The following is a 25,037-nucleotide window of genomic DNA, read 5'->3' as shown; positions in this document are numbered from 1 at the left end:
CGGTTCTCCGTGGCTTCCGTGGCGGGGGTGGGTTCAGAGCGAGTGGAACGGCAGGCCGGCGTCCGCGACCAGTTCGTCGGAGGTGTCCGGCGGCAGCAGGCTGGCGGTTCCGTCGGAGACCGGGACGACGCCCAGGTCGAGCAGTTCGGCCATGGCCGCGCTGCCGGCCAGGTCCCGGACCTGGAGCTGGTAGCGGGCGGTGGTGCGGTAGGTGCCGCCGGAGTCGTCGGAGACCTTCTGCAGGAAGCCGGAGTCGACCAGGAACATCACCGCCTTGGCGACGATGCCGATGGTGGAGCCGGAGAGCCGGCGGGCGTCCTTGGTGGCGCCGGTGGCGGTGCGCCGGGCCCAGACCCGCCAGGCGGCCTCCAGACCGGGGGCGTCGGACTGCGGGTCGGTGTTGGCGCCCTCGGCGTCGGCCTGCTCCTCCAGGCGGCGGCAGGCCTGGCGGACGAAGGAGTCGACGCCGTTGACGGTGATCCGGCCGAGGTAGGTGTCGTCGGCGAGGTCCTCGGGGCGGGGGAAGGCCATCGCGGCGACGGCCAGGTGGGCCAGTCCGTGCAGGAAGCGGTCGGTGGACTCGGAGGCGGCGCGGCGCGAGTAGTCGCCCATCCGGACGGCGAACAGCGAGTCCTCGGCGGCGGCCACGGCCATGCCGGCGCGCGGCGAGACCTCCAGGACGACCAGGCCCATGCCGGTGGCGATGGCGTCGGCGAGCCGGGCGAACGGCGGGTCCTCGCGGTGGCGGCGCACGAGTTCGGCGTACTCGGCGTCCCGGGCGGGCAGCAGCTTGGCCTGGAGGCCGAAGGAGACCAGCCGGGCGGCGTCGGCGACGTCGGCCGGGGTGATCGGTGCGGGGGCCGCCGGTTCGGTCTCGGTCGCCCAGGACGCGTCGTGGTGGGTCGTCACGGGCGGTGCTCCTCGGGGGTGGCGGTGGTGCGGGTGTTCGGGTGCGTCACGGCCGGTCGGCCGTCGTCGTGCGTCACGGCCGGTCGGCCGTCCTCGTGCGTCACGGCCGGTCGGCCGTCCTCGTGCGTCACGGCCGGTCAGCCGGCGTCCTTGCGGTCGGCGGCCATGCCGACGGCGTCGAGCAGGGCGCTGCCGACGATCAGGTCGGCGCCGCCGAACTCCGGGTCGCGCAGCGGGGTGCCGTCGTCCACGGCGAACAGCAGCCGCTCCTCGCCCTGCCGGTAGGCGGTGCCGACCGGCGGGCTGGCGGCGTGCACGGACAGCAGGGCGACGAGGTACGGCAGGTCCGGGTCCTGCTTGCGGGCGTCGGCGAGCAGGCCGGAGAGCCGGCGGGGGGCGTCCGGGGGCAGGTCGAGCAGGACCAGCGCGGCCTCCAGCTGGGCCTCGGAGAACCGGCTGTCGTCCGGGGTGGCGACGAGGTCCGGGTCGGGCAGCTCGGCGCCGAGGTGCTCGCGCTCGACCGGCGGGGTGAGCAGCAGGTCGACCAGGTCGGCGACCCGGACCGAGACCGGGGTGCGCAGGCCGGTGCCGCGGGCGAAGAAGGCGCCGGTGGGGCGGACGGCCTGCTCCAGCGGCAGCCGCAGCACGGGCGCGAGCAGCTGCCCGTACAGGTCGATGCCGCTGCGGGCGCCGGGGGCGGCGAAGGCCTGCCGGTCCTGCTCGGCGCGGAACAGCGGGCCGGCCTCCAGCAGGCGGGTCTGCAGCTGGGTGTGGCGGCGGATGCAGTCCTTGACGATGTCGACCAGCTCGGCGGCGCGGCGCTTGTGCTCCGGGTCCTCGGCCTCGTCGCGAGCCTTGCGGATGTTGGTGAGAATCGCGTTCTCGTGCCGGTAGCGGTCGGCGATGTGGTCCAGCGCCTCCTCGATGAGGTCCGGGATCGCGCGCATCCAGTCGACCGCCCGGACGTTGCGGCGGGTGGCGTCGAGGGCGCGGCGCAGCGTCTCGGCGTACTGGACGGTGCGGTAGCGGGCCTGCTCGGCGGCGAGCTGGGCGTCGGCCAGGCGGCCGCGGCGGATCAGCACCTCCAGCTTGACCTCGGCGGCGATCTGGGCCGAGGTGACGTCGGTGTCGAGCGCGCCGACCAGGACGTTGACCGCCTCGTCGGTGGTGCGCAGGTAGACGCCGCCGTCGGGGCCGGGGACCTCCTCGATCAGCTTGAAGTCGTAGTCGCGGCGGACGTACTCGCCGTCCGCGCCGAAGGTGCCGTAGACGGCGCGGAAGCCGCGGTCCACGCTGCCGACGTTGATCAGCGACTCCAGCACCCAGCGGGCGACCCGCTCGTGCTCGGCGCCGGGGCGGCCGGCGGCCTGGGCGGCGACCCGGGGCAGCAGGCGGGCGAGGACTATGTCGCGGTCGGCCCCGGTGTCGAAGTCCATGTTCAGGGTGACCAGGTCGATCGCGGCGAGGCCGACCTCGGCCATCGCGTAGCCGCCGTACTCGCCGGCCAGGTTGACCTTGCGGTTGTCCAGGTCGTGCAGCGGGGCGGTGCAGGCCAGCGCCTTGAGCCGGCGGGCCAGGCCCTCGTCGGCGGCGGGGCCGGGCGCGGGGCGCGCGGCGACCGGGCCGGCGGACGGTCGGGTGCCGGGCTCGGTGGGCGGGTCTGCGATGGCGGTCACGGGGGACAAGATTAGAGGTTCGCACCGACATCGACCGAAACGGACCTTGCGGGCGGGCGGAGCGGCAGGTGGGCGGCCGTCCGGGGATCGATTTCAGAACGGGGTTTCGATGATATCCCGCCATTCTCGAACCGATATTCGACAAAGCCGTGAGGGCGGCGCGACGGTTCGGTGATGATCGACCCATGATCACCCGACTGGCCAAAGCGGGCCTCGCCGCCGCGCTGTCCGTGACCACCCTCACCACCGGCGCCGCGCTCGCCGCCGGCACCGCCGCGGCCGCGCCGGCCGCCTCCGCGGCCGCTGCGCCGACCACCCCGAAGGCCGCCGCGGTGTCGCCCTCGGCCCAGCACGTGACCGTGTCGCAGAGCGGGAACTACCCCGGCGGCTTCTTCACCTCCGGAAACATGTCGGCGAGCTGGGTGTCCGCCGGCACTGCGGACCTCACCGGCCCGACCCACTTCACCGTCGACCTGCCGCCGGGCGTCACCACCGACGGCGCCATGTTCTACTCCACGCCGTACGACTACACCTTCACCGAGACGCTCTCCCCCGACGGCCGCCACCTGGAGGCCGTCCTCACCGGCACCCGGGTGGTCGGGAAGAGCGAGTTCATGAAGCTCAACCTGCGCACCACGCCCGGTGTGCCGATCACCGGCGTGATCACCGTGACGGCCGGCAACCCGAACGACACCGACCCGACCGGCCACATCTCCCGGTACGACCTCGGCAGCGGCGGCTACCTGCCCGCCACCGTGCAGGCCGCCCCGAGCGTCACCGGCCTCGACACCACCACCGGCCCGGGCACCGGCGGCACCGCGGTGACGGTCAGCGGCAGCAACCTCGCCCACGGCATGGTGCTGGTCGGCGGCGTCCCGGCGGCCGGCAGCTGCACCGACACCGCCTGCACGGTGACCACGCCGGGCGGTTCGGGCAGCGCCCCGGTCCGCGTGGTGACCCCCGGCGGCACCGCCACCGCGGCGGCCGGCTTCGACTACACGGGTGCCGCTCCCCCGGCCCCGCCCGCGCCCGCGGTCAGCAGCCTGTCCCCGAGCAGCGGCCCGGTCGCCGGCGGGACCAGGGTCAACGTGATCGGCGGCAACCTGACGTACGGGACGGTCGCGTTCGGCGGCGTGCCGGCCACCCACGTCTCCTGCGGCCCGTCCTTCTGCACGGCCACCGCGCCGGCGGGTGCCCAGGCCGGGCCGGTGAACGTCACGGTCACCACGGCGGGCGGGACCAGCACGTCGGTGGCGACGTACACGTACACGGCGTAGCGGACGCCACGCACACCGCGCAGCGGACGCGCGGTGGGGCGGGCTCCGGTGGTGCCCGGGCGCTTCGGCGGCCGGGCACCTTCGCGTTTCGGGCGCACCTTCGCGTTTCGGGGGCCGGTTCCGCGAGGTCGCCCTCGAGGCTGCGCACCTGCGGGAGGCAGAGTTGAACATGTTCAAAAGGAGGGTCTAGAGTCGCTGCCACGCAGACGGGACAAGACTCCGCCCGCCCTTCGGCACGCTTCGGCGCGGATGCGCCGGACTGCCCCGCATGGAGGTGCACGACATGGACGGCGATCACGCGGCCATCCTTCGCAAGGTCCGGCGCTGGCTGTGGTTCTTCCTGATCGCCCTGGCGCTCAGCGGACTGACCGCCTTCCCGCTGGAGACCGAGACCCGCTGGCTGGTCGGGTTCGCGACCGGCCCGGCCGCCCCGCTGACCGACCACTTCCCCGCCGCGACGGCCTGGTCCGAGCGGGTCCACACCGGCATCGCCGAGACCGACGCGCGCTACCCCTTCCTGGCCTACGGCACCGACTGGCTGGCCTTCGCCCACCTGGTGATCGCCGCTGCCTTCTGGGGGCCGCTGAAGGACCCGCTCCGCAACATCTGGGTGATCCGCTGGGCCGTGCTCGCCTGCGGGGCCGTCATCCCGCTGGCCCTGATCTGCGGGCCGCTGCGCGGGATCCCGCTGGTGTGGCGATTCGTCGACATGTCGTTCGGAGTCTTCGGCGTCGTCCCGCTGCTGATCGTGCTCCGGGCCCTGCGTCCGCTGGAACGTTCCTTCCCGGAAGCCGCGCCCGCCCGCTGAGCCGAGGCGGTCCGCACACCCCCGGGGCGGCGCTCGGGGGCGTGCGGACCGGGTCGCGCGCGGTGGGCCACCGGGGCGGTCGGGCCGGATCACCCGCGACGGCCTCCGGGGGCCCGGGTCACGGGCAACGGCCTTCATCCGCAGGCCCTACCATCTGGCTCAACAGCTGCTGGGAGGCGGACGGGCGTGGCCGATGCGGTGATCGATCTCAATGCGGACCTCGGCGAGGGGTTCGGACGCTGGACGCTGACCGACGACGAGGCACTGCTGTCCGTGGTGACCAGCGCCAACGTCGCCTGCGGCTTCCACGCCGGCGACCCGTCCACGATGCGCCGGGTCTGCGCGCTGGCCGCCGAGCGCGGCGTCCGGATCGGCGCCCAGGTCTCCTACCACGACCTGGCCGGCTTCGGCCGCCGCGCCATGGACGTCCCCCCGGAGGAGCTCGCCGACGAGATCGCCTACCAGATCGGCGCCCTCCAGGTCTTCGCCCGCGCCGCCGGCTCGAAGGTCTCCTACGTCAAGCCGCACGGCGCGCTCTACAACCGGGTGGTCACGGACTCCGACCAGGCCGAGGCGGTGGTGGCCGGCGTGCTGCGCGCGGGCGCGGTCTGCGACGGCCCGCTGCCCGTCCTCGGACTGCCCGGCTCCCGGCTGCTCGAGGTCGCCGAGGGCGTCGGACTGCCTGTGGTCACCGAGGCCTTCGCCGACCGCGCGTACACCCGCGCCGGCACCCTCGTCCCGCGCCGCGAGCCCGGCGCGGTGGTACACGACCCCGAGACGGTGATCACCCGCGCGGTCGGCATCGCCCGGGACGGCTCGGTGGAGTCCGCCGGCGGTGAGCGGATCGGTGTCGAGGCCCGCTCGCTCTGCGTCCACGGCGACACCCCCGGCGCCGCCCAGCTCGCCTGGCGGGTGCGCGGCGCCCTGGCCTCGGCCGGGGTCCGGGTGGAGGCGTTCGCGTGACGGCGGGCGGCGGAGCGCGGTCGGGCGGCGGAGCGCGGTCCGGCGACGAGGCCGTGCCCACCGCGGTGCGGCGGGTCGGCGAGCGGGCGCTGCTGGTGGAGCTGTCCGGGACGGCCGAGGTCGCCGCGCTGTACGGATGGCTGCGCGAGCGGCGGGAGGCGGGGGCGCTCGGCGAGGTCGGCGAACTGGTACCGGCCGCCCGCACCGTCCTGCTGGACGGCGTCGCGGACGTCGACGCGGTGGCGCGGCTGCTGCGCACGGCCCGTCCGGCGGCGGCGGAGACGGCCCCCGGGCCGCTGCTGGAGGTCCCGACCGTGTACGACGGCGCCGACCTGGCCGAGGTCGCCGCGCTGTGGGGGGTGTCCGAGGAGGCGGCCGTGCGGATCCACACCGAGCCCGAGTACGTGGTCGCGTTCTGCGGCTTCGCCCCCGGCTTCGGCTACCTCACCGGCCTGCCCGCGCGCTACGAGGTCCCGCGCCGGGACACCCCGCGCAGCTCCGTCCCGGCCGGCTCGGTCGCGCTGGCCGGCCCGTACACCGGTGTCTATCCGCACCCCTCCCCCGGCGGCTGGCAGCTCGTCGGCCGGACGGCGCTCCCGCTGTGGGACGTCGACCGGCAGCCCCCCGCCCTGCTCGCCCCGGGCGTCCGGGTGCGGTTCACGGTGCGGCGGGACTGAGGAGAAGGCGGCGATGAGCGAGCTGGGCACGAGCGGGCCGACGACGGGCGGCGGGCCGGTGACAGGCCGCGGGCCGACGACGGGCGGCGGGCCGGTGACGGGTGGCGAACCGGCGGCGGCCGATCCGGCGAGGAGTGAGCCCGCGGGGAGTGAGCTGGTGGTGGTGCGCCCCGGGCCGCTGACCACGGTCCAGGACCTCGGTCGGCGCGGGGTGGCGCATCTGGGGGTGCCCAGGGCCGGGGCGCTGGACGAGCCCGCGCTGCGGGCGGCGAACCGGCTGGTCGGCAACGAGCCCGGCGCCGCCGGTCTGGAGACCACGCTCGGCGGGGTCGCGCTGCGCGCCGTCGGGACGGTGGTGGTCGCGGTCACCGGCGCGCCCGCGCCCGTACGGGTGGCCGGACGGGCCGCGGCGTGGGGCGCGGCCGTCGTGGTACCGGACGGGGCGGTGGTCGAGGTGGGTGCGGCGACGGACGGCGTGCGCGGCTACCTGGCGGTGGCCGGCGAGATCGTTGTCCCGCCGGTGCTGGGCAGTCGCTCGGCGGATCTGCTCTCCGGCCTCGGCCCGGCGCCGCTGCGTGCCGGGGACCGGCTGCCGGTCGGCACCCCGCCGCCGCACCGGGACCGGCCCGAGCTGGTGCCGCTGCCCGCTCCCCCGGCCGAACTGGTGCTGCGGCTGCGGCTCGGTCCGCGCGCCGACTGGTTCACGGCACAGGCGGTGGCCCGGCTGGGGCGCGACGGGTACCGGGTGTCCAGCACCAGCAACCGGGTCGGGCTGCGCACCGAGGGACCGGCGGTCGCGCGCGCCCGGGAGGGCGAACTGCCCAGCGAGGGCATGGTGGTGGGGGCGGTGCAGATCCCGCCGGACGGGCAGCCGGTGGTCTTCCTGGCCGACCACCCGACCACCGGAGGCTACCCGGTGATCGGCGTCGTCCCGGCCGCCGACCTGGCCGCCGCCGCGCAGGCCCGGCCGGGGACACCGGTGCGGTTCGCGCCGCTTCGGGAGCGCTGACGGCGGCGAGATCGCAGGCCGGTGTCAGCGCCCCAACAGCGCTTCGGCGACGGCCCGTTGGGCCGGATCCAACTCCGTCGCGCCCTGGTCGGCCGCCCAGGCCGCGTTCTGCAGCACCCGGGCGAGCGTCCAGGCCGCCGCGACCTCCCGGTCCAGCTCCAGCGCCTCCGTCAGCAGGTCGAAGCGCCGCCGCACCGCCCGGGCGGGTTCGCCGTCGGCCAGCACGTCCTCCCAGCGGTTGCGCAGCGCGGGAAGCAGCTCGAACCCGGGGTGCCCGGCGAGCGGTTTGGGGTCGATGGCCAGCCAGGGCCCCCGGTCGTTGCCCGGGAGCGGGGCAAGGACGTTGCCGTAGTGCAGGTCCCAGTGGAGCAGCCGGTCACCGGTCTCGGCACGCACCTCGCGGAGGGCGGCGGCGCAGTCGCCGAGCAGGCCGCGCTCCTCCGGGTCGACGAGCGCGGCGACGGCGGCCGGGGCGCGGTTCCACAGCCTCTCGGCCGCCGCCGTCAATGTCCTCATGCCGGGCGGTGCTTGATGCTGCGTCAAGCCTCTGAGCAGCTCGGCGATCACCCGCAGCGCCGCGAGGTCGTCCGGTACGGCGTGGAGCGAGCGCGTCGCGTCCAGCCGCTCCAACAGCAGGGAACCCGAGGCGGGTTCGTGGTCCAGCAGCCGGACGGCACCGCGCCCGCTCCAGGCCCGCAGGGCGAGCGGTTCACCGGCCGTCTCCTCGTCCACGGGTTGCAGCTTCAGGACGGCGGGCGTGCCGTCGGCGCGCAGCACCGGAAGCACCAGTGCGACGACGCCGTGCGCGGTCGGCCCGTCCGGGCGCAACTCCCAGTGGTCGAGCAACTCGCCTGCCAAAGCGGGCAGTCGGGCCGCCCAGGCGCGGCCGTCGGCACCAAGGAACTCCTCCAGTGTCGCGGCCAGCGCGGGCGGGACGGCTACGGGCACCGGTCGGGCTCCTCTCGGGTGCTTCCGGCCCAGCCTAGGCGCTCCCGTTCGACACGCCCGGCCCCGCGCGGACGGACCCCGGTCGGCCCGCAGTGGACCCCGGCCGCCCCCCCGGCCGCCCCCCGGCCGTCCCGAGGACGACGGACGGTAGCGGGCACCGTCGGAACGCGGCGCGGCCCGTACCGGCCGTCGAACGGTCGGTACGGGCCGCGGGCGAGAGGTTCCGGCGCCTCGGGGTGCGAACAGACCCGGCGGCGTCAGTGCCGGTGGTGGGCGTGGACCACGGCGTGGCCGCGCCCCCGGCCGATCATCCACCGGTTGACCGGGACGGTCAGCGCGAAGGCCAGGACCAGCGAGCCGGCCAGCGAGACCCAGAACAGCAGATCGCCGAGGCCTGCGTCCATCGCCCCGGGAACGGCGACCATCACGGTGTTGTCGATCAGTTCCATCACCAGGATCGACACGGTGTCCGCGGCCAGCGCGACCTTCACCGCGGCGCCCACGTCCAGACCGGCCTGCAGTACGCCGCGCATGGTCAGCGCGTAGCCGAAGGCGAAGGCCAGGAGGATCGAGACCACCACGGTCGCACCGTTGTGCAGGCCGAAGGCGGTGCCCAGCACCATGCCGAGGATCTCGCCGACGGCGCAGCCGGTGAGGCAGTGCAGGGTGGCCTGAACGGCCGTCCGCCAGGTCGCTCCGCCCCCGTGGGCCCGGGGGTGGCCGTGGCCGCCGTGCCCGCCGCTCTCGTGACCCGCGTGACCCGCGTGACCCGCATGGTCCTCGCGCCCGTGGTGCCCGTGGTGTTCGCGCCCCTGGTGGTCGTGCTGTGCGGGGTGTGCCATCTCGTCCTCCGCGTCACTTCAGCGCCCGTCCGGCGCCGCTTCCTCACTCCGTCGATGATCGAAGTTATACCCCCAGGGGGTATCTGGCAACCCCACGGGGCCGTCTTCCCACCCGCGCCCGTCCGTGCTCGGATGAACGGCATGACCGACTACCGACGCAAGGGACACGACGGAACCGGTGAGGGCGCGATCACCCCGGACGGCTGCGCCGTCGAGATGTGGAGCCGCCTGCCCGCGGGCGACGCCCCGGAGGTGATCGCGGCCGCCGTGCCCCCCGGCGCGAGCATCCTCGAACTGGGCTGCGGCGTGGGCCGGATGACCCATCCGCTGACCGACCGGGGCTTCACCGTCACGGCCGTGGACGAGTCCGCCGACATGCTGGCCCGGGTCCGCGAGGGCATCCGCACGGTGCGCAGCCCGATCGAGGAGCTGGACCTCGGCGAGCGCTTCGACGTCGTCCTGCTCGCCTCCTTCCTGGTCCACGCCGGTGATGTGACGCTGCGCCACGGCCTGCTGGAAGCGTGCCGCCGGCACGTCACCGAGGACGGCTGCGTCCTGCTGCAGCGCGAGGGCGAGGACTGGCACCTGAACGTGCCGCGCGAGACGGCGATCGGACCCGGCGCGTGGTCCCGGCTCGTCTCCGCCACCCCGGTCGGCGACGGCGTGAACTCCGTCCGCTGCGAGTACACGTTCCCGGACGGCTTCTGGACGCACACCTTCCTGTCCCGCCCGCTGAGCACCGAGGCGTTCGAGGGGGCACTGGCCGACGCCGGCCTGACGGTCGAGCGGTACCTGACGGAGGACCGCACCTGGGTCCGCGCCCGGCCCGCGCGGTAGGCCGCTCACCCCGGACGGGCGCTCGGCCCCGGTTCGCCCGCCGGGAGGGGCCCCGTACGCAAAGGGCGGACCAAGGGTGAACAAAGAACTGTCACCTTCACCCCGTACCATCGGCCGCGCGCCGGGCCCGCGCGCGGCCCACGGGGCCGGGCGGGGGCGCGGTCGTCCGCCTGCCCGTTCCGACCCGCGAGGACCCGCCCGTGCCGCCCGTGCCGCCCAGGCCGCCCCAGCAACCGCTGCTCAACTCACCTACCGCCACCGCCCGACGGATACCCCCGGCGGGTGTCCGGTGACCGAATGGTTCCACGGGGCCGTTCTCGGCCTGATCCAGGGGCTCACCGAGTTCCTGCCGATCTCCTCCAGTGCCCACCTGCGGGTCTTCTCCGCGCTGCTGGGCTGGGAGGACCCGGGTGCGGCCTTCACGGCCGTCACCCAGCTCGGCACCGAGACGGCGGTGTTGATCTACTTCCGGGAGGACATCGTCTCGATCGTGAGGACCTGGGCGCAGTCGCTGGTCCGCCCGGCGCTGCGCTCGGACCCGGACGCCCGGATGGGCTGGTTCGTGATCATCGGCACCCTGCCCATCGGCATCCTCGGCAAGCTGTTCCAGGACACCATCGAGACCCACCTGCGCGACCTGCGGATCATCGGCACCACGTTGATCGTCTTCGGCCTGATCCTGGCCTTCGCCGACCGCACCCGCGCCGTCCGCCACGCCCGTCCGATCACGGACCTCACGCTGCCGCACGCGGGCGTCTACGGCTTCGCGCAGGCACTGGCGCTGATCCCGGGCGTCTCCCGCTCAGGCGGCACGATCAGCGCGGGCCTGCTGCTCGGCTACAGCCGGGAGGCGGCGGCCCGCTACTCGTTCCTGCTGGCGATCCCGGCGGTGCTGGCCTCGGGGGCGCTGGAACTGTTCAAGATCGGCGAGGGCCCGGCGCCGGCCTGGGGGCCGACCGTCCTGGCCACCCTGATCGCCTTCGCGGTCGGCTACGCGGCGATCGCCTGGTTCCTGAAGTACATCTCCAGCCACAGCTTCCTGCCGTTCGTGGTCTACCGGGTACTGCTCGGCATCCTGATCATCGGACTGGTCGCCGGTGGCGTCCTCGCCCCGGACGCGGGCTCGGTCAAGTAGAACCACGTTCCACATCCGGGCGGTCAGCGCCACCTGAACCGCCTCCAGGGCGGCCTGAACGCAGGGGGCCCGGACACCGTGTCGGTGTCCGGGCCCCCGCAGCATGGGGTGGGAAGACGGACCCTCAGCGCCCGGACTCCCGGGCGGCGGTCAGCCGGCCGCGGACGGCGGCGTGGACCTCGGCCTCCTCGGCCGGGTCGGCGGCGAGTCGGCGCAACCGCTCCAGCACACGCGCGTCGCCGGTGGTGGCGACATGGCGCGCGGCGAGCTCACGCGTGGACTCCTCGCAGTCCCAGAGGCACTCGACGGCCGGCCCCTCGGGAAAGTGCACGTCGGTGGCGGCGAGCGCCCTGGCGGCGCGGCCGCGCAGCTCGGAGGAGGCGGCCTCCCCGTAGATGTGGCGCAGGACCGGGACGGCGTCGGCGGCGGCCAGCCGCCCCGCACCGTCCACCAGGGCCCCGAGCCCGGTACCGGTGACCCCCCGCACGGAGACCCAGCGGCGCAGCCCGGCCACCACCAGCGGCGCGTCCTGCGGCTCACCGGCGTCGGCGAGCAACTGGACGGCGGCCTCGCCGAGCGCGCTGTCCGCGCCCCCGGTGGCCGGGTCGGCCCAGCGGCGGGCCTGGGCCAGCACCTCGGGGCCGCGCATCCGGCCGAGCAGCTCCAGGGCGGCCCGGACCATGCGGTCGTCCACGTCGGCGGCGGCGACCTCGATCAGCTCGACGGCGGCCGGATCACGCTGGTCCACGAGGTAGCGCAGGGCCGCTCGGCGGGCGCCGGGCAGGCCGCTGCGGGCGGCTTCCAGCAGGGCGGGACGGTCCTCGGGACGGACGACGGCGGTCAGGCAGCGGGCGGCCGCGGCGGCGCGGCGGTCCACCGCGTCCGGGCCGCTCGGGGAGGCGGCGTCCCGCGCGGGCTCGGGTCGTTCCGGGCGGGCGTCGGGCCGACCGAGGAAGGCGCCGACACCGACGCCGCCGAGATCGCCCTGGTCGGCCCAGGCCAGCACGTCGGCGGTGGACCAGCCGGGGGTGACGCCGCTGCGGTTGACCTGGCGTTGCCAGAGGTCGAAGGGTGACTGCTCGGTCGCCGCCGCCACTCTCGGGTGGTAGGCGGCCCACAGCCGCCAGGGCCGGGGCTCGTACGCGTTGCGGATGAACTCGCGCAGCTCGGCGTCGCCCTCGGGGCCCGGCGGGAAGCGGTCCAGCACGGCGGTGCCGAGCAGCAGCAGGCCGCGGTCGTCGTCGCGCAGGGCGAGTTCGTCGAGGGCCCAGGCCCAGTTGGCGCCGGTGGCGGCGTACTCGCGCAGCATCAGCAGCGCGTCGCGCCGGCCGTACGCGGCGAGGTGTCCCAGGACGGAGAGGGCGAGGCCGGTGCGGCTCTCGTCGTCGGTGACGAGGTCCTCGGCGGAGTGGAGGTGGTCCTCGATGCCGTCGAGGGGGGCCTCCAGCTCCATGTAGAGGCGGGCGTAGTAGAGGGAGCGGCTCTCGACCTGCCAGTCGGCTCGCGGATCCCTGGTGACGCACTCCTCCAGCGCGGCGATGGCCTCGGCCCGGTCGGCGGCCAGCGCATGGAGCTGCCCGTCACCACGGCCTCGCTGCAGGAGGCCTAGGAGGCTGGCACTGGGTGCTATCACTGGCTCGAACATGAGGTCAGCATCCGTTGCGGCGGTCGTAGTGGCAACGGGATTTCCGTCGCCGGGGGTCTCTGGTCGGTACTGCGGTGGGCGCCCGGGCGCCGGAATCACCGAAGGTTACCGCCTCGGGACCCCTTCCGCACACAGGGCGACGAGGCCCCCTGCCACAGTGGCATATGCCAGGGGAATTTTGCCTGCGATCTGTCCAAATCGCCCACGGGGGTGAGGACGCTGTGCGACAGTCTTCTCACAACCCGAACGACCCGCACAAAGCGGGCCGAACCCGAGCGATGGACCCGCCATGAACATGCCCTTAGGTGCCGCCCGCCCCCCGGGCACCGCCACGGTGGACGGCGCCCCGGCGGGCGCGATCGGCCGGTGCGCGAACACCTCGGGCGCGCACGCCTCGGGCTCGGGCGCGGGCGGCTCGGGCCGCGGCGCGGCGGGCAGGGCAGGCCTCGCCCACGACGGCACCGGCGGGGACGACGGCTCCGGCGGGGACGCCGACGGCGGGACGGACGACAGAGTGGACGGCACGGCGCAGGAGCCGTCCGGCCCCGGCCTCGGCCAGGGCAAGGGGGACGGCGGCGCACTCGACGGTGACACCGTCCTCGGCTCCGCCGAATGGGACCTGCTCAACGACGGCATCCGCTGGAACGCGGAGACCTACCTCCTCCTCGGGTGCGACCCGGACCACGGCCCGCTCAGCCTCGACCGGCTGCCCGACCGCCTCCCCGAGGCGGACCGGCCGCTGCTGCGCAGGATGATGACCGACGCCCTGGTGCACGGCCGAACCGCGGTCGGCACCCTCCGGTTCCGCCGGCCCTGCGGACGCCAGGACAACGTCGAGTGCGCGGGCGAACCCGTCCTCGGCGCGGACGGCACCGTCACGGCGCTGCGGATGCTGCTCCGACCGGCGCCTCCGGCCTGATCCCGGGCATCGCCGGCCTGATCCACGGCGCCACCGGGCCGGCCTGCGACGGTTCCGCGCCGGCCCGCGCCGACTCCCGCCCGACCCGCGCCGACTCCCGCCCGACCCTCGGCGTCGCCGACCTGACCTGCGACGGCTCCGACCCGACCGGTTCCGCTACGGGGCCTCCGGACGACAGCCCCGCGCCTCACGTCAGCCGCGGCCGGTTCTTGGCGTCCGCCGCCCGCAGCTCCCGCCCCAGCTCGGCCCGCAGCTCGTCCACCACCGGCAGCCCCCGGTACGCCGCGGTCAGCCGGTACATCTCGCGCAGCCGGTCCCAGGTCCGGTGCGAGGAGTTCTGGCCGATCAGGTTCATCGCCATCTTGGCCTGGGTCTCCGCCGCGTCCGGCTCGCCGGTGATCAGGTGCACCGAGGCCAGCGTGATCCGGTCGAAGAGCGCCGAGCGCAGCTGCCCGGTGCCCTCCCGCAGGGCGATCACCTGTTCGGCGCGCTTGCGGGCCGTGGGCGCGGCGCCCGGGTCGTGCTCGGAGAGCGTGCGCAGCACCAGGGCCTGCATGCCGCGCAGCTCGGCCTCGTCGAAGACCTGCATCCAGGACGGCGGCGGCTCCGGCGACTCCTCGGCGAACAGGTCCTCGGCCTCGCCGAGCAGCCGGTAGGTGTCCTGGGAGTGCCCGATCGAGGCGTGCGCCCAGGCCTCGACGGTGTTCAGCATGGCCCGCGTTCTGGGCATCAGCCGCCCGCCCGCGGCCTTGGCGGCCGACATCAGGTCCAGCGCGTCGTCGGCACGGCCCAGGTGGACCATCTGCCGCGCGGCCCGGGAGATCGCCTCGCCGGCCCGCGGCCGGTCACCGGCCTCCTTGGCCGCCTCGGCCGCGATCATGAAGTACCGCTGGGCGGTGGGCTCCAGGCCCACGTCGTGCGACATCCAGCCCGCCAGCACCGCGAGGTTGGCCGCGACCAGCCACAACCGCTGCTCCACGGCGGGCGGGTGGCGGTGCGTCAGCAGACCTCCGACCTCGTTGAGTTGACCGACCACCGCCTTGCGCTGCAGCCCGCCGCCGCGGGCCGCGTCCCAGGCCCGGAACACCTGCACCGAGCGTTCCAGCGACTCCAGCTCGTCGAGCCCCACCGGGCCCGCGTCGTACACGTCCACCACCGGGCGCGCCGCGCTCCCGGTGACCACCTGTCGGGGTCCGGGCACGGAGGCCGCGTACGCGACCGCGTCCCCGCCCAGCCAGCCCTTCAGCGAGTCGGCGATGACCGCCCCGGCCGTGAGCGCGGCTCCCGCGCCCACCAATCCACGTCGGTTCAGCATGAGGTCCATTCCCGTGAACTCGGTGAGGACCGCGGCTGTTCGATCCGGCGACCATGGCACTGCTGCGGACGGCTCCGCTCCGGACCTGGTGGGCCGGTGTCGTTCCAGACCGAGGTCCTCAGTGGTGACGACACGGCCGAGCCGCTCCGTGAACACGGCTGCCAGCACCCTGGGCACCGGATCGCGCGGGATCTCCCCCTGCTCGATCCAACGCCGTACCCTCGAGGTGTCGGTGGACAGTTGCATCTGCCCCATCGCGGCACCCCGACGGTTGACCAGCCGCGCGAGTTCGCCCTTGGACCATCCGGTCAGGACGAACAGGTCGGCGAGTCGGGTGTTGGGTCCCCTGCTCAATGAAGCCCCCAGGTTCCTCGGCTCCTTCGAGGCTAGAGGCTCCGGCAAGTGCCAGGCGAGCATTCGCCACCGTTCGCCAGGGCCCGCCAGACTACTAAGCCAGTGCCCGACGGGTGTGTTGTAGGGGTGCGCCACCTCGCCCCCGGTCCGGGCGGCGTCCCACCGGCGTCGGGGCAGTCCCCCGACGGTGTCACGGGACGCCACCGGGTCTCACCCGAGGGGGTGGCGCGGCCGGGTGGCGCGGGGGCGCCGGGCACGGCCACGGCAGTCCGGCCGACCGCATTCCCCAGGGTGCGGACGGGCGGAACACCGCCGACCAGGGGTTCCTGACCCCGCGCCCGTGCCCGGCGCCCGCGCACCACCCGCCGCAGGACCCGTACCACCCGCAACTCCCGTACCACCCACAACTCCCGTACCACCCGCACCCCGCAGGGCCGCCGTCACGCCAGGAAGCACGCGGCACCGGCCCTCCCCGCCCCCGCGGGGCCGCACCCGCCGACGGACCGGAAGGGACCTCCCTCAGCCCATGTACTCCTCAGCGACGACCCCCACACCGACCGCGACCCGCACCGCGCTGCGCCCCCCCACCGCAGCCACCGGTCGGACCGGCCCCCGGCAGATGCCCCCGGCCAGCCGTCCGGTGGCGCCGCGGGGGGTCGAGGGCCGGGCCACGGACACCCGGGTCGTCCCGGCCGGCCGTACGGCCCCCGGGCCGGTCGGCCGTACCGCGCTGGGGCTGCGCGGCCCCGAGACCGCCGCGCCGGCCGGCACCCGGATCCCGCTCGCCCGGCAGGCCGACGGCCAGGTGCTGCGCGCCCGGCGGCCCGGCCAGCCCGGCGGGCCGGAGCGGATCGATCCGTCCGCGCTGCAGACCCCGTCGGTCCGGGCGGCCCTGGCGAGCGTCGCGCGGATATGTCCCGCGTTCACCCCGCGCCAGGTCCTGCGCGAGGGCAGCCGCCACATCCTGGTGGCGGGCACCATCGGGCGGGCTCCGGTGGTCGCCAAGTGCCTGGCGCCCCAGGCGGTGCGGAGTGAGTACTTCGAGCAGCTGGTGGCCGACTTCCACCACGAGGTCGCGGTCTACCGGGCGTTCGTCCGGCACCGCCCGCCGGTGCGGCTGCCCCGGCTGGTCGCGGCCGACCACGACCGCTGCGTGCTGGTCATGGAGCGGATCCCCGGCCGACCGGCCGCCCGGGAGCGCCACCCCGTCAACGCGCCCACCCCGGGCGAGGTGCGGGCGCTGCTCACCGCCGTCCGGACGCTGAACCTGTGGCGGCCGCCGACCGACGTGTTCCAGCCGCGCATGGACTACCAGTTGGAGATCGCCCGCTACCACTCGGTGGGCCAGCTCACCGACCGGGACGCCGGCGACCTGCGCGGTCTGCTGCACGGCCTCGGCCAGACCCCGATGCAGCTCTGCCACGGCGACGCCCTGCTCAGCAACATGCTGCTGGCGCCGTCCGGACCGGTGCTGGTCGACTGGGAACAGGCCGGCTGGTACCTGCCCGGCTACGACCTGGCGGTGCTGTGGAGCGTGCTCTCCGGGGACACGGCGGCGCGTCGGCAGATCAGCCAACTCGCCCAGAGCGGCGGCACGCTGGCCCGGGACGCGTTCCTGGTGAACCTGGTGCTGGTGCTGATGCGGGAGATCCGGCTGTACGACGTGCCGGGCGCCGGCGAGGAGCAGCGGATCATGATCCGCCGGCTCTACGACGACGCCGCGCTCGCCCGCCGGGCCGTCCGGGCCGCCGTCGGGACGCGCTGAACCACCGCGTACGGGCCGGAGAGTCCGGACGGGCCGGCCGGCCTGTCCGGACTCTCCGGTTCGTCCGGACTCTTCGGTTCGTACGGGCCGTTCGGCTCGTCCGGGCCGTTCGGCTCGTCCGCGCCATCCGCGCTTTACCGGCCGTGCAGGCCGTACGGTCCGTACGGTCCGTACGGCCTGCACGTGCCGTACGGACGACGGCGAGGACGGGTCACGGCCGCGCGCCACGCTCCAGGGCGGCCCGGCCGGCGGCCTCCAGGACGGTCTCCTCCGAGGCCAGGTGAACCCGGCTGCTGAGCACGTCCCGCAGGTAACGCTCCAGCGGGTGACGCCGGCTCAGCCCGGGGTTGCCGGTGAGCGCGACGGCCTGCTGGACCGCCGTCGTCGCGGCGCGGGTCGCCAGCAGGTGGGCCGGCCCGGTCCGGGCGACGGCGTCCGGCTCGCCCCGGTCCACCCGGGGCGCGAGGCCCTCGACCAGCTCCTCGGCACCGATCAGCAGTGCCTCGATCTCGCCGAGGGCGCAGCGGTAGCGGGGCAGGGTGCCGAGCGGCTCGGTCAGGTTGGCCGGGGTCCGCTGGTTGAGGAAGCGCACCAGCCAGGACTCGGCGGCCCGGGCGACGCCGATCGCCACCGCGGAGAGGGCGAGGTCGTGCCAGGCGCGGGAGAGTTCGGCCTCGCCGGTCCCGGCGGCGTCGTCCTCGGGCCCGCGGGATCCCAGGCCGAGCGCGAGGTCGCCCGGCACCCGGACCCGGTCGAGCACCACGTCGTGACTGGCACTGGCCCGCAGGCCGAGCTGGTCCCAGGTCGGGTCGATCTCCAGGCCGTCGCTCTCACCGCGGACCAGGAACGTCCCGGTCCGCGGTTCGTCCTCGTCGGTCCGCGCGGTCACCGCCATCCACGCCAGCGCCTCGGCGCCGGTGCAGTACGTCTTCCGGCCCGTCAGCAGCCAGTCGTCGCCGTCCCGCCGGGCGACCGTCCCGGGCAGTCCGTCCGGCTGTCCACCGGGCTCCGCCCGCAGGGTGTTGACCAGCACCGGACCACGCCGGGACTCGGTGAGCAGCCGCCGGTAGCCCGCCGTCGGCCAGTCCGCGCGACGGGCCTGCTCGGCGTGCCGCAACAGGGTGAACGCGGTGACCACGGCCACCGAGGCGTCCCCGCGCCCGAGTTGGGACAGCACCCGGACGGTGTCGGCCAGCGTGCCGCCCGGTCCGCCGTACTTGCGGGAGACGGTGAGGGTCAGCAGCCCGGCCTCGTGGACCGCCTCGATGCCCTGGTACGGGAAGGTCGCGTCGCGGTCGTGCTCCTCGGCCCGGGCCGCCAGGAGGTCGACCACCCGGGGCAGCCCGGCCAGGGCGGCCTCGACCGCCGTGCGCTCGGACGCGTGGCCGGGCTCCGACGGACCGGATCCGGCCTGGCCGGAAATCGACGGCGGCGCCGCGGCCCGGGACCGCCCGCCGGCGGAACGCTCGGAGCCTGGGCTGTCGGAGCCGGAACGCTCGGACGTGGAACGCTCGGAAGCGGAACGCTCGCCGGACGAGTGGTCGGCGGACGGGCGCTCCTGGAACGAGCGGGCGTCGGACGAGCGGGCGTCGGACGAACGGTTGGCGGCGCGGGTCGTCATGATGCGGTGCCTCCGGGCGGCAGCGTGGGCTCGACGAATGCGGGCGGCACGCCGTACGGGCGCGCGGTACCGACTGGCGGCCCCGGAGGTCAGGTCACGGCCCGCCCCCGGGTTCGGCGCCGACCGGATCCGGCCGACCCCCCGCCGCCGGGGGACGGATCCCCCTCAGCAGCCCGGACATGCCGCGCTGGCGGTGCGCCCCAGGTCCAGATGCCTGCGGCGGGTCAACAGCGGGAGACGGCACGGCATGTTCGCGACTGTACGAACCGTTGATCGATACCGTCAAGCAGCGTCCGGACCCTGACGGGCGCCGGCCGGGGCCCGGCGCCGCCCGACGCCGCTCGACGCCGGAGTCAGCCGTGCCGGAACCGACCCTGCCGGAACGACCTCGCCGGGATCAGCCCTGCTGGAACATGTCCGCCGGGAGCGGCTTCAGCAGCTGATACAGGTCGTCCGAAATCGGTCGGTCCCAGGACGCGATGGTGACCAGAACGCCGTCGCTTCGGCCGAACTGGGCGCAGAACACGCGCTCCTCGCTGACCTTGACCTTCTTCACGATCAGCAGGTCGTCGCCGAGCATGACCGGGAAGTCCTCGGCCGAGACGAACTCGACCGGCTCGTCGTTCTCCAGCGCCGCGAGCAGCTGACGCACCTCGAAGGGCACCTCGTCGCCGGTCTCCCGGGCGGGCGAACCCTCGGGGAGGTTGCCGATGAACATCGCCGGGCCTCTGCCGCCGAACAGGTCGTAGCGCAGGAAAATCCCCTGGCAGGAGCCGTCCGGGCCGGTCATCATGGCCGCACCGAAGTCACCGGGCCAGTCGCCCGGGTCCATCGCGAGCACGTCGAAGTCCGGGCCGGCGGGCTGTCCGGAGCGACGGCGGAGAAAAGACATGGGAACATCGTACGTGTCCGGCACACCACGCTCGCGAGGTGGGTCGGGCACCGGCAGGGGACGGGCGGGAGATCGACGCTCAGAGACCAATGTTGACTCTGAGCAACCGTCCGGGCTACGTTCGGTTCAGCACGACAGCCGTTCTGGGTTTCACCCTCCGGGGGGACGGCATGTCGCAACGCGGCCCTACACGCGTATCCCTCACTGTGCACTTGTCGTGCCGAACCGCCGAGCACCCAGCTTCGTCGTCACACACAGCACTACACACAAGCCAACAGTTCCATGCATCACAAGCCAGATCCGCGGGGCCCCGGCCCGTCGCTCCCGTGGATCTGCTCGGGACGCCGCCGCGTGGGGGCGTGCGGGTCCCGAGCGTCGGCGCCGTTTCCCGAGTCGCTCTCGGTTCTCGGCGCCAGCCTCCCGGCGACTGCCGGCCCCTCGCGGGGCCGGGACCGGCCGACGCACCCCGGTGCGCAGGGGATGACTGGGAGGATGGCCTGGCAGCACTGCCGGGCCGCACAGCAGGCGCCGTGTCTGGCCGCGTGGGGGCGGTGGGCACGGCGTCTGCCTGTGCTCATACTCTGAGCTGCGTTTGTCTAACAGTCAACAGAAATTCTGACGGGGCACGCTCAATAGATCATCAGTTGTGATGTTCCGCCCGGAAAACCGCCCGCGGAGCGGACCCCGGTCGGTGCCGGGGGTCCGCTCCGCGCGGCTCGGGCGAGCGGTCCGCGAGCTCCTGGGTGAAACCCTCAGTCGAGCCCCTCAGTCGAGCCTCTCCGTCGAGCCCCTCGGACGAGCCTCTCCGTCGAGCCCCTCTGACGAGCCTGCCGGACAAGGCCCTCGGACGAGGCCCTCAGGTGAGGTCGAACTCACCGTCCCGGGCGCCGAGCACGAAGGCCCGCCACTCCGCCGGCGTGAAGACCAGGACCGGACCGTCCTCCTGGCGGCCGTCCCGCATCCCGATGTACCCGTCCACGAAGGCGATCTGAACGTCCCCGACCCCCTGGCTGCTGCACAGCCACTCCGCACCGGTGAAGTCCACCCGGGGCTTCCCGCTCGGCGCCAGCTCAGGCTGCGCGCCACCGACCTCCGTGTCCGTCCCACTGTCGACTGCCACTGACCGATCTCCTCCCGACGTCGTTCCGGGTCCAGCCTAGCCACACCGGCCTTGCCGGGTCAGCGGGTTGACGAGGACTCCTGCCGCCGGGGACGGGCGCCCCCGGAGAACGGGTCGAGGAGCGCCGGAAAGGTCGAGGCGTGTCCCGACCGGCAGCGGCACCGGGCAGCTGCCAGAGTGCTGGCAGGGCGCCGCCCCGGCCCGGGAGGCACCTCCGGGGCCGTACCGGCCCCGCGCGGCCCGCACGGGGCCGGACCGCACCTCCGGGCGACCCCGTCCACCCCCGGGCGATCCCGCCCGCTCCGTCCCACCGACCCGCCCAAGGGAGCAGCCGATGAGCCGCCGGGAGGCCACCCGTGCCGACGTCATCCCCATCTCCGACGCCCCCTCGGCCCATCCCCCGGCTCCCCGTACGCCCCCCTCGGCCACGCCGCTGCCCCGGCCGACGCCGGCCCGGCCCCCGACGCACGGCCGGGTCGGGATCGTCCTGGTCTCGCACAGCCAGGAACTGGCCACCGCCGTACGCGATCTCGCGCTCGCGTTGACCGGATCCGACTCCCCCGCCCCGGTCTCCGCGACCGGCGGGAACCCGTCGGACGGTCCCGGCATCAGCGCCGTCCTGGTCGCCGCCGCCACCCGCCGGGTGGACCAGGGCCACGGCGTGGTGGTGCTGGCCGACCTGGGCGGCGCCGTCACCACCGTCCGCGCCCTGCTGTCCGAGGCCGACGAGCACGGCCTGCCGTTCCCGGTCCGGTTCGCCGACGCCCCGTTCGTCGAGGGCGCGGTGGCCGCCGCCGCGACCGCCACGGCGGGCGGCGACCTGGCGGCGGTGCTGGACGCCGCGGAGGAGGCGTACCGGCAGCACAAGGGCTGACCGGGGCGGCCCGGGCCTCGGGCCGTGTCAGCGGTGCGGCGTCAGGGACGCTCCTTGCCCTCCCAGCTGAAGACGGCCGGTCCCTCGCACTCCAGCGCGTGGCGCAGCCGCTCGTGCTCGGACTCGATCATCGGCGGCAGCTCGTCCAGCGCGAACCAGCCGACCTCCAGCGACTCGTCGTCGTTCACCCGGGCCTCGCCGCCGACCGCGCGGCAGCGGAAGGTCAGCACCAGGTACTGGGTCACGTCGCCGTTCGGGTACGTCACCTGCGGCGAGACGGTGACCGAGGCGAGCAGCTCGGGCACCGCCACCACGCCGGTCTCCTCCTCGCACTCGCGCACCACGCCGTCGGCGGGCTGCTCACCGGGGTCGAGGATGCCGCCGATCGGCGCCCAGCGGCCGTCGTCGGAGCGGCGGGCGAGCAGCACCCGGTCGCGGTCGTCCAGCACGACGGCGACGACGGCGCTCAGCCAGAGCGGGCGGTGCCCCACGAGGGAGCGGAGTTCGGCGAGGAAGGGGGGAATGGCCATGGGGCGCAGCCTATCCGGGCAGGTCAGCCCGATCGGCTCCCGGTTGCCCGGAGCCGGTCGGCGGTGGGGCGCAGCAGCGCCAGGACGGTGAGGCCGAGGATGCGCAGGTCGAGCCGGAGCGAGCGGTGCTCGACGTACCAGAGGTCCAGCTCGGCGGCGTGACCGTGGAGCTGGGCCCAGCCCGTCAGTCCGGGGCGCACGGCGAGCCTGGCGCGTTCGCGGCGGGAGTAGCGCCGCACCTGGTCGGGACGGACCGGTCGGGGGCCGATCACCCCCATGTCGCCGCGGACGACGTTCCACAGCCGCGGCAGTTCCTCCAGGCCGGTACGGCGCAGCAGGGTGTCGAGCCGGCCACCCCCACCGGTCCGGAAGCGCAGGACCTGGAACTCCCGGCCGTGCCGTCCGGCCCGAGCCTGTCGTTGGAGCACCGGGCCGCCGGCGGTGCAGTGCAGCAGGACGGCGATCAGCAGGGCCAGCGGCAGCGCCACGATCGCGGCCAGGGCGGCGACGGCGAGATCGCCACCGCGTTTCATGAGGCGGACACGGCACGACCCGGTCTGCCGCTCATCGCTCCCCCTCCACGGCGCGTCGAGCCGGAAGAACGGATTCAGCGTAGGGGCCCGATGAAGTGATTGTCCGGGAATGGTGAAAGAAGGGCGGCCAAGATAGTCAGACAGGACGATATTCAGTCGGTCTGACCAATTTCGCTCGCTCGGTCGTTTCGGAATGTCGAACGCGGTCGACACAAGGGTGTCCGTCCGGCGTCGTCCGAGATCTTGTCCGGGGCTCGGGCGGGTTCTCTCCGGGCCCGTTCGGATTGTCTCCGGACCTCGTAGCCGTGCCGTCCCTGCGCCCTTCCCGTGCCGCCCCGTGCGGCCCCGTGCGGCCCCGTACGTGCCCGTGCGTGCCCGTGCTGACCGGACGTGGTCCCCTGCCGGCCGGACGGTACCTTTCGACAGGAGCCGGTCCGCGCGATCAGACCGCGGTGCGCCGCCGGTCGCGGACGAGCCCGAAGGCGATCCGCCCGAGCAGCAGGACACCCGCCGCGAGGCAGCCGGCCACCGCCATGGCCCACGCCGGACCGCCGCTGTCCGGGACGAGGACCGCCACGAGGATGCCCGCCGCCAGGCAGGCCAGGCCCACCACGGCCAGCGGGAGCTGGTGGGTGACCAGGGCTCCGCCACTGCACGCGCGCGCCATCCGGGACGCGCCGTGCACATGAAAGGGGTCACGGTCCGCATCTGCCATGAGCCCAAGGTACCCCGGGCCGAAGCGGTAGGCAGCCTGCGGGGAGTCCGGGGTCGGACACTCTGCGCAACCGCCGAGCGGGCCGGTCCGGGACCACTACGGGATGTCCTCCGAGGCCCTCCCGGGGCCCCTCCCGGCTCTCCGCCGGCGCTCGTCCGGGTGCTCGTCCGGCGCTCGTCCGGGTGCTCGTCCGGCACATGTGCGGCGCTTGTCCGGCCTTCGTCCGAGGTGTCCGGATGCGCATTCCGGCTCCACAATCAGTCCACGAAAAATCCTCGTCCCCCCGGTACAACCATCCCCCTGGTGCAACGGTCTCAATGGCATTGAGTGATCCAGGAGCCGTTCGCGGGACGGGCATGAACCCCCACCGCGAACAGGAAAGTCCAGGGGCCGGAGCCGCCGCCCCCTGGAGTCGGAGGCCGGCTCCGTCCTCCGGCGGTACCGCCACGCCGCTCGGCGAACGAGGGGGAACCGTGCCGCAGTCCCAGTCCACACCGTCGATCTCCATCGCCCGCGCCAGGCCGACACCCGGCGTGCGGGCACTGCCGCCACCCGTCGGGTACCCGGCGGGCCGGCAGGACGGGAGCCGGCAGGGCGGGGGCCCTCGCCGACTCCCCGTAGAGCAGGAACACCAGTACCAGGACGCGCGGGGCGAATGGCTGCGGTTCGCCCCCGTCCAGCCACTGTTCCGGGCCCGGGCCGCCCAGCGCCTGGCCGTGCTCGCCTACCACGGGGTGACCGACCACCGCTCGTTCGGCGCCCAGCTCGACCGGCTCCAGCGGCTGGCCAACCCCGTGCCGCTCAGCGCCGTCCTCCAGGCCGTCACCGAGCGGCGGCCGCTGCCGCCCCGGAGCGTCCTGGTCACCTTCGACGACGCCGACCGGAGCGTCCTCACCCACGCTCTGCCCGCCCTCGACGCCCGCGGCATTCCGGCCACCGCCTTCGTCATCTCGGAGCTCATCGGCACCGAGCGGCCGTTCTGGTGGCACGAGGCCGACTTCCTCGCCCGACACGGTGGCCGTGCCCGCTCGCTCGACTGCGGCCACCCCTCCCAGCTGCTCCGCCGGCTCAAGGCCATGCCCGACCCGGACCGCCGGCGCAGCCTGCACGAGCTGAGGGCCAGCGCCGACCGCCGGCCGCCCCGCCAGGAACAGCTCACCCCCGCCGACCTCCTCGCCCTCCGGGACGGGGGCGTCGCGATCGGCAACCACACCCAGGGGCATCCGTGTCTCGGCCGCTGCGACGACGACACCGTTCGCGCGGAGATCACCGGCGCCCACGAGGCCCTCACCCGCTGGCTCGGCGAACCGCCGACGGCCTTCGCCTACCCGGACGGCGGCCACGACCCCCGTGCCGAGGCCGTCCTGCAGGAGCTCGGCTACCGCCTCGGCTTCCTCTCCGACCACCGCCTGGGCCCCCGCCTCCCCTCCCACCCCCTCCAGATCAGCCGCCTCCAGGTCGACTCCACCACCAGCACCCGCCGCTTCGACACCATCCTCTCGGGCCTCGAACCCGCCTACCGCCGCTGGCGCCGCCAGGCCGTCGCCTGACCCCTCATCGGCGTGGGGGGGGGGGGTGGGTGGGCTCCCCCCCCCACCTCCCCCAAAAAAACCAGAAGGCCCGCCTCTTAAAAAACAAACCTTCCCTCTCGGGGGGGCCGTACAAAACGTCCA

General features: G+C 74.8%; 24 protein-coding genes. 11 read left to right on the top strand and 13 right to left on the bottom strand.

The window, feature by feature from the left end:
* Nucleotides 1-33: 33 nt before the first annotated feature.
* Together ACZ6Y7_RS36090 and ACZ6Y7_RS36085 are read right to left on the bottom strand one after the other, a co-directional pair.
* Complete coding sequence (locus ACZ6Y7_RS36090) at nucleotides 34-909, bottom strand: hypothetical protein (RefSeq protein ID WP_465762192.1); 876 nt, start codon at nucleotides 907-909, stop codon at nucleotides 34-36.
* A 137-nt stretch (nucleotides 910-1,046) separates the two neighbouring features.
* Entirely contained in the window at nucleotides 1,047-2,585 is a 1,539-nt protein-coding gene (locus ACZ6Y7_RS36085; RefSeq protein WP_465762191.1) for a hypothetical protein, read from the bottom strand.
* 185 nt (nucleotides 2,586-2,770) lie between these two features.
* Between ACZ6Y7_RS36085 and ACZ6Y7_RS36080 the strand changes: the two genes are divergently transcribed.
* From ACZ6Y7_RS36080 to ACZ6Y7_RS36060, 5 genes are all read left to right on the top strand, one after another.
* On the top strand, nucleotides 2,771-3,862 hold the full coding sequence (locus tag ACZ6Y7_RS36080) for an IPT/TIG domain-containing protein (RefSeq protein ID WP_465762190.1): 1,092 nt from the start codon (nucleotides 2,771-2,773) through the stop codon (nucleotides 3,860-3,862).
* 283 nt (nucleotides 3,863-4,145) lie between these two features.
* Entirely contained in the window at nucleotides 4,146-4,670 is a 525-nt protein-coding gene (locus tag ACZ6Y7_RS36075) for a hypothetical protein (RefSeq protein ID WP_465762189.1), read from the top strand.
* Nucleotides 4,671-4,856: 186 nt separating this feature from the next.
* Entirely contained in the window at nucleotides 4,857-5,633 is a 777-nt protein-coding gene (locus ACZ6Y7_RS36070) for a LamB/YcsF family protein (RefSeq protein ID WP_465762188.1), read from the top strand.
* A gap of 53 nt (nucleotides 5,634-5,686) precedes the next feature.
* Entirely contained in the window at nucleotides 5,687-6,310 is a 624-nt protein-coding gene (gene pxpB, locus ACZ6Y7_RS36065; RefSeq protein WP_465762209.1) for a 5-oxoprolinase subunit PxpB, read from the top strand.
* Between the two features lie 13 nt (nucleotides 6,311-6,323).
* The gene (locus tag ACZ6Y7_RS36060; protein WP_465762187.1) at nucleotides 6,324-7,319 is read left to right on the top strand and encodes a 5-oxoprolinase subunit C family protein; all 996 of its coding nucleotides are present in this window, start codon (nucleotides 6,324-6,326) and stop codon (nucleotides 7,317-7,319) included.
* Between the two features lie 24 nt (nucleotides 7,320-7,343).
* On the opposite strand, the gene ACZ6Y7_RS36055 is transcribed toward ACZ6Y7_RS36060, so the two are convergent.
* Both ACZ6Y7_RS36055 and ACZ6Y7_RS36050 read right to left on the bottom strand, forming a co-directional pair.
* Entirely contained in the window at nucleotides 7,344-8,267 is a 924-nt protein-coding gene (locus tag ACZ6Y7_RS36055; protein WP_465762186.1) for an aminoglycoside phosphotransferase family protein, read from the bottom strand.
* Nucleotides 8,268-8,524: 257 nt separating this feature from the next.
* Complete coding sequence (locus ACZ6Y7_RS36050; protein ID WP_465762185.1) at nucleotides 8,525-9,109, bottom strand: DUF4396 domain-containing protein; 585 nt, start codon at nucleotides 9,107-9,109, stop codon at nucleotides 8,525-8,527.
* 141 nt (nucleotides 9,110-9,250) lie between these two features.
* On the opposite strand from ACZ6Y7_RS36050, the gene ACZ6Y7_RS36045 reads away from it, so the two are divergent.
* Together ACZ6Y7_RS36045 and ACZ6Y7_RS36040 are read left to right on the top strand one after the other, a co-directional pair.
* On the top strand, nucleotides 9,251-9,946 hold the full coding sequence (locus ACZ6Y7_RS36045) for a class I SAM-dependent methyltransferase (RefSeq protein WP_465762184.1): 696 nt from the start codon (nucleotides 9,251-9,253) through the stop codon (nucleotides 9,944-9,946).
* A gap of 289 nt (nucleotides 9,947-10,235) precedes the next feature.
* On the top strand, nucleotides 10,236-11,081 hold the full coding sequence (locus ACZ6Y7_RS36040; protein WP_465762183.1) for an undecaprenyl-diphosphate phosphatase: 846 nt from the start codon (nucleotides 10,236-10,238) through the stop codon (nucleotides 11,079-11,081).
* A gap of 124 nt (nucleotides 11,082-11,205) precedes the next feature.
* Here the strand turns inward: ACZ6Y7_RS36040 and ACZ6Y7_RS36035 are convergent, their stop codons facing one another.
* Nucleotides 11,206-12,726 carry a HEAT repeat domain-containing protein gene (locus ACZ6Y7_RS36035; RefSeq protein ID WP_465762182.1) on the bottom strand — a complete coding sequence of 507 codons (1,521 nt, stop codon included), beginning with the start codon at nucleotides 12,724-12,726 and terminating at the stop codon, nucleotides 11,206-11,208.
* Nucleotides 12,727-13,015: 289 nt separating this feature from the next.
* On the opposite strand from ACZ6Y7_RS36035, the gene ACZ6Y7_RS36030 reads away from it, so the two are divergent.
* Entirely contained in the window at nucleotides 13,016-13,645 is a 630-nt protein-coding gene (locus ACZ6Y7_RS36030) for a hypothetical protein (protein WP_465762181.1), read from the top strand.
* A 187-nt stretch (nucleotides 13,646-13,832) separates the two neighbouring features.
* On the opposite strand, the gene ACZ6Y7_RS36025 is transcribed toward ACZ6Y7_RS36030, so the two are convergent.
* Nucleotides 13,833-15,314, bottom strand: a complete 1,482-nt coding sequence (locus ACZ6Y7_RS36025; protein ID WP_465762180.1) for a DNA-binding protein NsdB — start codon at nucleotides 15,312-15,314, stop codon at nucleotides 13,833-13,835.
* 526 nt (nucleotides 15,315-15,840) lie between these two features.
* Here ACZ6Y7_RS36025 and ACZ6Y7_RS36020 point away from each other — a divergent pair.
* A complete protein-coding gene (locus ACZ6Y7_RS36020) occupies nucleotides 15,841-17,079 on the top strand; it encodes an aminoglycoside phosphotransferase family protein (protein ID WP_465762179.1) in 1,239 nt (412 codons plus the stop codon).
* A gap of 211 nt (nucleotides 17,080-17,290) precedes the next feature.
* Here the strand turns inward: ACZ6Y7_RS36020 and ACZ6Y7_RS36015 are convergent, their stop codons facing one another.
* The 4 genes from ACZ6Y7_RS36015 to ACZ6Y7_RS36000 all read right to left on the bottom strand — a co-directional run bounded on the left by ACZ6Y7_RS36015 (nucleotide 17,291) and on the right by ACZ6Y7_RS36000 (nucleotide 20,661).
* A complete protein-coding gene (locus ACZ6Y7_RS36015) occupies nucleotides 17,291-18,700 on the bottom strand; it encodes an acyl-CoA dehydrogenase family protein (RefSeq protein ID WP_465762178.1) in 1,410 nt (469 codons plus the stop codon).
* Nucleotides 18,701-18,865: 165 nt separating this feature from the next.
* On the bottom strand, nucleotides 18,866-18,949 hold the full coding sequence (locus tag ACZ6Y7_RS36010; protein ID WP_402224145.1) for a putative leader peptide: 84 nt from the start codon (nucleotides 18,947-18,949) through the stop codon (nucleotides 18,866-18,868).
* A gap of 148 nt (nucleotides 18,950-19,097) precedes the next feature.
* On the bottom strand, nucleotides 19,098-19,592 hold the full coding sequence (locus ACZ6Y7_RS36005) for a hypothetical protein (RefSeq protein ID WP_030288620.1): 495 nt from the start codon (nucleotides 19,590-19,592) through the stop codon (nucleotides 19,098-19,100).
* A gap of 856 nt (nucleotides 19,593-20,448) precedes the next feature.
* Complete coding sequence (locus tag ACZ6Y7_RS36000; protein ID WP_097239819.1) at nucleotides 20,449-20,661, bottom strand: DUF397 domain-containing protein; 213 nt, start codon at nucleotides 20,659-20,661, stop codon at nucleotides 20,449-20,451.
* A gap of 385 nt (nucleotides 20,662-21,046) precedes the next feature.
* Between ACZ6Y7_RS36000 and ACZ6Y7_RS35995 the strand changes: the two genes are divergently transcribed.
* Complete coding sequence (locus ACZ6Y7_RS35995; protein ID WP_465762177.1) at nucleotides 21,047-21,586, top strand: PTS-dependent dihydroxyacetone kinase phosphotransferase subunit DhaM; 540 nt, start codon at nucleotides 21,047-21,049, stop codon at nucleotides 21,584-21,586.
* 41 nt (nucleotides 21,587-21,627) lie between these two features.
* Here the strand turns inward: ACZ6Y7_RS35995 and ACZ6Y7_RS35990 are convergent, their stop codons facing one another.
* The 3 genes from ACZ6Y7_RS35990 to ACZ6Y7_RS35980 all read right to left on the bottom strand — a co-directional run bounded on the left by ACZ6Y7_RS35990 (nucleotide 21,628) and on the right by ACZ6Y7_RS35980 (nucleotide 23,364).
* Nucleotides 21,628-22,116 carry an NUDIX hydrolase gene (locus tag ACZ6Y7_RS35990; protein WP_465762176.1) on the bottom strand — a complete coding sequence of 163 codons (489 nt, stop codon included), beginning with the start codon at nucleotides 22,114-22,116 and terminating at the stop codon, nucleotides 21,628-21,630.
* Nucleotides 22,117-22,139: 23 nt separating this feature from the next.
* Nucleotides 22,140-22,649: a sugar transferase gene (locus tag ACZ6Y7_RS35985; protein ID WP_465762175.1), complete on the bottom strand. Its 510-nt coding sequence runs from the start codon at nucleotides 22,647-22,649 to the stop codon at nucleotides 22,140-22,142.
* A 442-nt stretch (nucleotides 22,650-23,091) separates the two neighbouring features.
* Nucleotides 23,092-23,364, bottom strand: a complete 273-nt coding sequence (locus tag ACZ6Y7_RS35980; protein WP_465762174.1) for a hypothetical protein — start codon at nucleotides 23,362-23,364, stop codon at nucleotides 23,092-23,094.
* Between the two features lie 473 nt (nucleotides 23,365-23,837).
* On the opposite strand from ACZ6Y7_RS35980, the gene ACZ6Y7_RS35975 reads away from it, so the two are divergent.
* Complete coding sequence (locus tag ACZ6Y7_RS35975; RefSeq protein WP_465762173.1) at nucleotides 23,838-24,914, top strand: polysaccharide deacetylase family protein; 1,077 nt, start codon at nucleotides 23,838-23,840, stop codon at nucleotides 24,912-24,914.
* Nucleotides 24,915-25,037: the final 123 nt, after the last annotated feature.

The organism is Kitasatospora sp. NPDC053308 (assembly GCF_055585785.1).
This window is presented reverse-complemented; position numbering and strand designations above follow the sequence as displayed.

What these genes read in the sequence shown, in the direction of transcription:
- ACZ6Y7_RS36080 (WP_465762190.1), top strand. Translation starts at nt 2,771, where the DNA reads ATGATCACCCGACTGGCCAAAGCGGGCCTCGCCGCCGCGCTGTCCGTG.
- ACZ6Y7_RS36075 (WP_465762189.1), top strand. Translation starts at nt 4,146, where the DNA reads ATGGACGGCGATCACGCGGCCATCCTTCGCAAGGTCCGGCGCTGGCTG.
- ACZ6Y7_RS36060 (WP_465762187.1), top strand. Translation starts at nt 6,324, where the DNA reads ATGAGCGAGCTGGGCACGAGCGGGCCGACGACGGGCGGCGGGCCGGTG.
- ACZ6Y7_RS36050 (WP_465762185.1), bottom strand. Translation starts at nt 9,109, where the DNA reads ATGGCACACCCCGCACAGCACGACCACCAGGGGCGCGAACACCACGGG.
- ACZ6Y7_RS36045 (WP_465762184.1), top strand. Translation starts at nt 9,251, where the DNA reads ATGACCGACTACCGACGCAAGGGACACGACGGAACCGGTGAGGGCGCG.
- ACZ6Y7_RS36035 (WP_465762182.1), bottom strand. Translation starts at nt 12,726, where the DNA reads ATGTTCGAGCCAGTGATAGCACCCAGTGCCAGCCTCCTAGGCCTCCTG.
- ACZ6Y7_RS36030 (WP_465762181.1), top strand. Translation starts at nt 13,016, where the DNA reads ATGAACATGCCCTTAGGTGCCGCCCGCCCCCCGGGCACCGCCACGGTG.
- ACZ6Y7_RS36020 (WP_465762179.1), top strand. Translation starts at nt 15,841, where the DNA reads ATGTACTCCTCAGCGACGACCCCCACACCGACCGCGACCCGCACCGCG.
- ACZ6Y7_RS36015 (WP_465762178.1), bottom strand. Translation starts at nt 18,700, where the DNA reads ATGACGACCCGCGCCGCCAACCGTTCGTCCGACGCCCGCTCGTCCGAC.
- ACZ6Y7_RS36010 (WP_402224145.1), bottom strand. Translation starts at nt 18,949, where the DNA reads ATGCCGTGCCGTCTCCCGCTGTTGACCCGCCGCAGGCATCTGGACCTG.
- ACZ6Y7_RS36005 (WP_030288620.1), bottom strand. Translation starts at nt 19,592, where the DNA reads ATGTCTTTTCTCCGCCGTCGCTCCGGACAGCCCGCCGGCCCGGACTTC.
- ACZ6Y7_RS35995 (WP_465762177.1), top strand. Translation starts at nt 21,047, where the DNA reads ATGAGCCGCCGGGAGGCCACCCGTGCCGACGTCATCCCCATCTCCGAC.
- ACZ6Y7_RS35990 (WP_465762176.1), bottom strand. Translation starts at nt 22,116, where the DNA reads ATGGCCATTCCCCCCTTCCTCGCCGAACTCCGCTCCCTCGTGGGGCAC.
- ACZ6Y7_RS35985 (WP_465762175.1), bottom strand. Translation starts at nt 22,649, where the DNA reads ATGAAACGCGGTGGCGATCTCGCCGTCGCCGCCCTGGCCGCGATCGTG.
- ACZ6Y7_RS35980 (WP_465762174.1), bottom strand. Translation starts at nt 23,364, where the DNA reads ATGGCAGATGCGGACCGTGACCCCTTTCATGTGCACGGCGCGTCCCGG.